The sequence below is a fragment of the Actinomadura geliboluensis genome (assembly GCF_005889745.1).
Lineage (GTDB): Bacteria > Actinomycetota > Actinomycetes > Streptosporangiales > Streptosporangiaceae > Spirillospora > Spirillospora geliboluensis.
Map to the genome: position 1 here is coordinate 1 of NZ_VCKZ01000472.1, position 6,631 is coordinate 6,631.

The 6,631-nt window shown below is 70.0% G+C and carries 7 protein-coding genes; 4 read left to right on the forward strand and 3 right to left on the reverse strand.

Features of this window, described 5'->3' with window-relative positions; all coding sequences use genetic code 11:
• Positions 1–17: 17 nt before the first annotated feature.
• Positions 18–872 (forward strand): phosphatidate cytidylyltransferase, encoded by an 855-nt coding sequence (locus ETD96_RS38785; protein ID WP_138641483.1) that lies wholly within the window; start codon positions 18–20, stop codon positions 870–872.
• On the opposite strand, the gene ETD96_RS38790 is transcribed toward ETD96_RS38785, so the two are convergent.
• Positions 869–2,014 carry a suppressor of fused domain protein gene (locus tag ETD96_RS38790; RefSeq protein ID WP_138641477.1) on the reverse strand — a complete coding sequence of 382 codons (1,146 nt, stop codon included), beginning with the start codon at positions 2,012–2,014 and terminating at the stop codon, positions 869–871. The genes ETD96_RS38785 and ETD96_RS38790 overlap by 4 nt on opposite strands.
• A gap of 113 nt (positions 2,015–2,127) precedes the next feature.
• On the opposite strand from ETD96_RS38790, the gene rlmN reads away from it, so the two are divergent.
• From rlmN to ETD96_RS38805, 3 genes are all read left to right on the forward strand, one after another.
• Positions 2,128–3,273, forward strand: coding sequence for a dual-specificity RNA methyltransferase RlmN (gene rlmN, locus ETD96_RS38795; RefSeq protein ID WP_138641478.1), 1,146 nt, complete (start codon positions 2,128–2,130; stop codon positions 3,271–3,273).
• 56 nt (positions 3,274–3,329) lie between these two features.
• A complete protein-coding gene (locus ETD96_RS38800) occupies positions 3,330–3,833 on the forward strand; it encodes a DivIVA domain-containing protein (protein ID WP_138641479.1) in 504 nt (167 codons plus the stop codon).
• 64 nt (positions 3,834–3,897) lie between these two features.
• Positions 3,898–4,725 carry a DUF1963 domain-containing protein gene (locus ETD96_RS38805; RefSeq protein ID WP_171069446.1) on the forward strand — a complete coding sequence of 276 codons (828 nt, stop codon included), beginning with the start codon at positions 3,898–3,900 and terminating at the stop codon, positions 4,723–4,725.
• A 307-nt stretch (positions 4,726–5,032) separates the two neighbouring features.
• Here ETD96_RS38805 and ETD96_RS38810 read toward each other — a convergent pair whose 3' ends face one another.
• Both ETD96_RS38810 and ETD96_RS38815 read right to left on the reverse strand, forming a co-directional pair.
• Positions 5,033–5,728 (reverse strand): hypothetical protein, encoded by a 696-nt coding sequence (locus ETD96_RS38810; protein WP_138641481.1) that lies wholly within the window; start codon positions 5,726–5,728, stop codon positions 5,033–5,035.
• On the reverse strand, positions 5,725–6,483 hold the full coding sequence (locus tag ETD96_RS38815; protein ID WP_138641482.1) for an ATP-binding cassette domain-containing protein: 759 nt from the start codon (positions 6,481–6,483) through the stop codon (positions 5,725–5,727). Before ETD96_RS38815 ends, ETD96_RS38810 begins: the two co-directional genes overlap by 4 nt.
• Positions 6,484–6,631: the final 148 nt, after the last annotated feature.

Sequence of the window (6,631 nt, forward strand, 5' to 3'; positions counted from 1 at the left end):
CCGATGCACCCGCTGGGATCTCCTCTGGGACGCCCTCCGAGCCCCCTGGGGGCAAGCGGGAGAGCAAGACCGGCCGCAACCTGCCACTCGCCATCGGCGTCGGCGTCGGCCTGGGCTCGCTCGTTCTGCTGTCGCTCTACACCGTCAAGGAGATCTTCCTTGGCGTGATGGTCGTGTTCCTCTTCCTCGGCATGCGGGAGCTGACCGAGGCGCTCAAGAGCCGCGACATCCGTGTCCCGTTCATTCCGGTCGCGACCGGAATGGTCGGTACTCCGGTCGTCGCGTACGTGTGGGGCCCCACGGCCGCTGTGGCGGCAGTGTCCCTCACGGTGCTGGCCCTGCTGATGACGCGGATGACCGAAGGCGCCGACGGGTACGTGCGCGACGTCGCCGCAGGGTCGCTCGTGGCCGGCTACCTGGTGCTGATGGGCGGCATCGTCGCCCTGCTCATGCGCCCGGACGACGGCGACCACCGCATCGTCGTCTTCATCGCCACGACCGTCGCCAGCGACATCGGCGGCTACTTCGCCGGGTCCTTCCTCGGCAAGCACAAGCTGGCCCCCACGATCAGCCCCAAGAAGACCTGGGAGGGCGTCACCGGTTCGGCGATCACCTGCATGGCGGTCGGCGGGTGGCTGGTCTGGTGGCTGCTGGACGGCGGCCAGGTGTGGCAGGGCGTGCTCATCGGGCTCGCCGCCGTGGTCACCGCGACCGCCGGCGACCTCGTCGAGTCGATGATCAAGCGGGACCTCGGCATCAAGGACATGGGAACGCTCCTTCCCGGCCACGGCGGGGTGATGGACCGCCTCGACTCGCTGGTCGCGACGGCCCCCGTTGTGTGGCTTCTCTTGGAGCTGTTCCTGCCGAGCTAGGAGATGACCCAGGAACGGCCCTGGTGCGCTAGGCGCCGTATGAGCGCGTCCGAGCCCTCGCTCTTCGCGTAGCGGTGGTCCTCACCGGTGATGGGTACGAGCCACAGCCACCGGACGGCGTCGCCGTTGAGCGTGAGGCCGGTCATCCCGGGGGCTGCAGGGCCGGCCAAACGGGTCGGGTCGTCCAGGAGCAGGACGCCCTCCCAGGACGACTCGCCACTGCTCAGCGGGAACGTGCGGGCCTCGTGGTACCACTTCACGACGTCCCCTGGGGCGAACCAGGTCACCGACCGCCATGGGTACTGGGCCAGCCAGGGGAAGATGCTGCCGGCCTTCTGGCTGGGCAGTGTGCTGGCGACGGCGAGTTCGATCCGCCCATAGGGGGCGACGTCGTCTTCGTACAGTTCGACCGTGGGCATGCGCTGGCGGCTCATCCCGACGGTGCTCAGGACGGTGAAGTCCCGGTCGCTCCTTGCCGGACGCTCCGAAACGCCTACGGTCGGGTAGGCCGCCGCCCTGCCGCCCGCCAGTTGCCGTCCTACGTCGTGCCAGTAGTGGCCACTTGGGCCGAGACGTTGCAGCAAGTGGCCGAGTATCGACTGCTGGAACTCCGCCCAGGAACCGTCGGCGCGGCACCGCTTCCAGTGCTCGCGCGCCTGCTCGATGCGCGGCCCGAAGTCCTCGATCTCCTCGTCCAGCGGGAACGCGAAGGGGCTCTGGCGCGCCGCGTCGCGCGCGTATCCGGGGATGCCGCGCCCCATGTCCGACCATCCGGGGATCACGAACAGCGGATCGCCCGCCTCGAGGACGGCGACACCGTCGCCCTCCTCGAACCACACGACCTCCAGGGAATCGCCGTCCAGCGCCTTGCGTCCGGACGGGTGGCGCACGTGGGATTCCGGCAGGAGGGGCGGGTCTCCCGTGTCCAGGCGGGACTGGTCCAGTTCCTGAGGGGCCTTGCGGTGGTTCGCGACCCAAGTGGCCCCGACCACGGAGTCGCGCGCGTCCTTCAGATAGGCCGCGGTGACGTCGCCGTCGGTCTCGACGACGAGCCGCCGACTGCCGTACGGGCTCGCCGCGGCGTGGACGAGCTTGGCCGCGGACCCACGGGACGAGACACCGCCCCTACGCAAAACCGACATGATCGAGACCTTAGTCCTACACAAGGTCATGTGCAGGAATGTCGTCTTACGCGTCGGGGCGCCGCCCGTGGACGGACGATGCACAGGCCGGTGTTTGCGACACTGGGAGGACCATGTCTACGACCCAGCCCGCCACGACCGGTGCCGCGCCCAAGAAGACCCCGGCGAAGCTCGTCTTCGCCGCGCCCAGGCGCGGCAAGCCGCCGAGGCACCTCGCCGACCTCACCAGCGCGGAGCGCCGCGAAGCGGTCACCGAGCTGGGGGAGAAGCCGTTCCGCGCGGACCAGCTGTCACGGCACTACTTCACCCGCCTGGTGGACGACCCCGCCGAGATGACGGATCTGCCGGCCGCCGTCCGCGAACGCCTGGTCTCCGAGCTTCTGCCCTCGCTGCTGACCCCCGTCCGCGAACTGGACTGCGACGGTGGGACGACCCTCAAGACGGTCTGGAAGGCCTTCGACGGCGTCCTGTTCGAGTCGGTGCTGATGCGCTACCCGGACCGGGCCACGATGTGCGTCTCGTCCCAGGCAGGTTGTGGCATGAACTGCCCCTTCTGTGCGACCGGGCAGGCGGGACTGACACGCAACCTCTCCACCGCCGAGATAGTCGAGCAGGTCGCCGCCGGCGCGCGCGCACTCGCGCGCGGGCGCATCCCCGGTGGGCCCGGTCGGGTCTCCAACATCGTCTTCATGGGCATGGGCGAGCCCTTGGCCAACTACAAGGCGGTCATTGGCGCGGTACGCCGGATCACAGATCCGGCACCCGCCGGCCTGGGCATCTCCCAGCGTTCGGTGACCGTCTCCACGGTCGGGCTCGTTCCGGCGATCGAGAAGCTCGCCGCCGAGGACATGTCCGTCCGGCTGGCGGTGTCCTTGCACGCGCCTGACGACGAGCTGAGGGACGACCTCGTCCCCATCAACAACCGCTGGAAGGTGTCCGAGGTCCTGGACGCGGCATGGGCCTATGCCGACCGCAGCGGGCGCCGCGTGTCGATCGAGTACGCCCTCATCAAGGACGTCAACGACCAGGCGTGGCGGGCGGACCTTCTCGGCAGGCTCTTGCGCGGGAATCTCGTTCACGTCAATCTGATCCCGTTGAATCCGACGCCGGGTTCCAAGTGGACCGCCTCCCGGCCCGAGGACGAGCGCGAGTTCGTCCGCCGCCTGGAGGCCCACGGGGTCCCGGTCACGGTGCGCGACACTCGGGGCAGGGAGATCGACGGGGCCTGCGGCCAGCTCGCCGCGTCGACCAGGGACTGAGCGCGCCGCGGGCGTGCCCCTCGCGTCCCGCGCGCGGGGTGAGGAGCACGGTACCGGTGAGGACGAGCGCGCGATTGCCGGTGGTCATGCGCGGCTATGACCGGCACCAGGTCGACACCCTGCTGCGGCGGGTCGCGCAGGCGCTGGACGGCGGGCCTCCGGTCTCCGTGGAGGAGGTGCGCGCGACGCGCTTCGACGTCGTCCTGCGCGGTTACGACCACCGCGCGGTGGACGAACTGCTGCGCGAGTGCATCAGGGAGCTCCAGGCTCGGGGACCGATCGCGGAACGCCCCGGGCGCCCGCGCGCGCAGCCGTCCTGGCTGATCAACTGGATCCAGAACGCCCGGTTCTCCAGCGCCGGCCTGCGCACCGGCTACGACGTTCGGGACGTGGACGCCTTCCTGGACCGCGTCGTCGCCGGCCTGCGCGGGTCCGCCCCGCCGGTGAGCGCCCGCGATGTACGGGAATGCGCCTTCCGGGTCGTCCGGCTGGGGCCCGGTTACGACGAGCAGGAGGTCGACCGCTTCCTGGTGCAGCTCGCCTCCGCCCTGGAACGCTGACCGAAGTTATCCACAATTTCGGCGGATGCTGCGCACCCCGCCCCGCCCGCGTCACGCTACGTGCATGGACGATCTCATCGCGCATTTCCGCCGGCTCCGCCTCCTCCTCGAAGCCTTCCTCTCACCGGAGATCACGGCCGTCCTGCTGCCGCTGGCCAAGCCGGCGCTGCGACTCGGCGCCGGCGACGGGGTGCCCGTCCACCTCGGCGGCGCGCCGCTCCTCCCGCCGGGGGAGACGTGGCCGGAGTGGAACGGCCGCCCCCTCGACTTCCTCGGCGCGATCGATTTCGCCGACCTCGCGGGCTTCGGCAAGATCCCCGGCATTCCCGCCACCGGCACGACCGCGTTCTACTACGCCACCGAGATCCCGCGCCCCTGGGGCAACGAGCCCGCCCACCGGGACGGCTGGCGCGTCTTCACCGGCACCCTCCGAGAGGCGACGCCACCGCCCAAGACGACCACGCCCCCCAAGATCACCCTGAACGCCACCCCGTTCCTCTCCCTGCCCTCACCCCAGGAGCCCGCCGTCCAGCGCCTGGAGAACATCTACAGCGGGGTGCTGCCCGTGTACGTGCAACTCCACGCCGCGTGGACGCGCCACACATGGCCGGACGACACGCCGGCACACCAACTCGGGGGATGGCCCGCCCTCGTCCAACGCCCCCTGGGCCCCGACTGCCTGTACGCCTCGACGGGCCGCACTTTGACGTCCCTCCAGTCCCCGGCGCTCACGCCTGATGAGCAGCGCACCGTAGAGGAGTGGCAGCTCCTGCTCCAGCTCGACTCCGACCCTCGCCTTGGCTGGTACTGGGGCGACCCGGGCCGCGTCTACTTCTGCAACCGCCAGAACACCCCTCTGGAGGAAACCTGGCTGAGCCTTCAAGCCGCCTGAGGCACCCAAACCAAGACCGCCCCCGCCGAAACAGCCTCCTCAGGCAACACCGACCGGAAGGCATCCACAAACAGCGGTGTGAGGGTTGGGTTCGCTATGGCGCTGTTAGGGACGGGTGCGGTTACTGAGTGAGTCGCACAGGGGGACTGCCCATGTGGCTGCGTGGGCCGCCCGGCTTCTCCGGGTTCTTCATCGTCGGGCGGGGGTCGACGGGCCACCGTCAACCGGAGGGCAGGCGTCTTCGCCCGCGCCGCGAGGAGCGTTGCGCTTGCTGTGCGTGGTGAAGTGCCACCCGGAGCTAAACGCTCTACGTGGCTGCGGTGCGGCGGGCAACCGTGAGGTAGAAGAGGCCGACGACCAGAGACCAGATGAGTAGGTGCAGGGCTATGGCGGGGAAGTCGGAAATGAAGGTGTCAGGGCCGTCATGGGCCGCGCGCAACCATTCGATCATCGGGACGGAGAGCCAGGCCAGCGGGCCGATGCCGAGGAGGAGAATCGCGACGGCGCCGCCGAGGAGCGTGAGCAGCGAGACACCCGGGTCGGGGATGAGGGCGCGGCTCGTGCAGGCACCGAGCAGAGTCCCCGGGACGGCGACAAGGACGTTCAGCCCGAGACCCATCAAGACGGCCGAGCCGGGAGAGCCGGCTTGGACGGCGTGCAGGAGAGGGACGGCCAAGGCGACGGCGCCCAGGCAGAGGTTCACGCCGTAGGCGGCGAGGAGCCCCGCCCAGACGGGGATGGACGGGCGGCGGACGGCGGTCGCCGTCAGGGCCCGCTGTTCGTCGGGCGCGGTGTCGAGCAACGCGCGCGCAGCCCAGGCCCACACGGGGAACATGACGGCCGCCACGTCCGCGAAGGTCATGGCGGCGAGGTCGGCGGCATCGGGCCCGCTCGGTCCCTGGAAGAGGACAAGCGCCACGAAGAGGAACACGAGGATGAGGGGGTGCAGGACGCGCAGCGAACGGACGTAGCCCGCGACCTGGAACCGGACGAGCGCGATCACCTTTCGGGCCTCCGCACTCGATAGCCGTCCGCGCGCAGCTTGGTCTCCACGGTGTCGGCCTCGTCTTCGGGCACTTCCACCTCGAGGACGGTCCACTCGTCGCTCTCGCCGATCTTGCCGCTCTCGCCGGTCTTGTCGCTCTCGTTGGTCTCGCCGGCGAGGCGGGTCACCGATGCGTCGGCCACCCGCAGCCGGTCGATGCCGGGCAGGGTCTCGATGCAGCGCTGGTGGTCGCTGACGACCACGGTGGTGCCGCCGGCGGCGAGTTCGGAGATCAGCGCGGGGAGTTCATCGCGAGTGACCGCGTCCAGGCCCGCGAAGGGTTCGTCCAGGACCAGGAGTTGCGGGTCGCCCATGAGGGCCTGCGCGAGCCCGACCTTCTGGGCGCTGCCCTTCGACAGTTCGGAGAGCCGCACATCGAGGAGGTGGTCGAAGCGGAGCCGCTCCGACCACGCACTGACCGCGTCCTCCGGCACCCCGCGGATGGCGGCCATGTGCCCCAGGTACCCGCGCACACTGAACGGCTGGTCCACAGGGAAACGCTCGGGCGCGTACCCGACTCGCGCCGGCCGCTCCATGACGACGCCCCCACGCGGCCTCCGCAATCCGGCGATCACACGGAGCAGCGTCGATTTCCCGGCACCGTTGTGGCCGGTCACTTCGGTGACGCTTCCCGCGGAGAGGGCCAGGGTGACATCCCTGAGCACCCAGGGGTCCCTCCGCCGGTAACGAAAGGCGACGTTCTCCAGCCGCATGAACACCACACCGTAGGCGCACCCCCATAAGGACGCCGTTAACCGGTCACCGCGTCCGCGTGGGGGAGTTTGGGACTTGGCTTCTTCCTGGCTGGCGGCGGTGGGGGAGGCTGTCTCTGATACACATCTGACGCTGCCGACGACGGAG

Coding starts and splice junctions, on each gene's coding strand:
- ETD96_RS38790 (WP_138641477.1), bottom strand. CDS start 2,014: ATGTCGGTTTTGCGTAGGGGCGGTGTCTCGTCCCGTGGGTCCGCGGCC.
- rlmN (WP_138641478.1), top strand. CDS start 2,128: ATGTCTACGACCCAGCCCGCCACGACCGGTGCCGCGCCCAAGAAGACC.
- ETD96_RS38805 (WP_171069446.1), top strand. CDS start 3,898: ATGGACGATCTCATCGCGCATTTCCGCCGGCTCCGCCTCCTCCTCGAA.
- ETD96_RS38815 (WP_138641482.1), bottom strand. CDS start 6,483: ATGCGGCTGGAGAACGTCGCCTTTCGTTACCGGCGGAGGGACCCCTGG.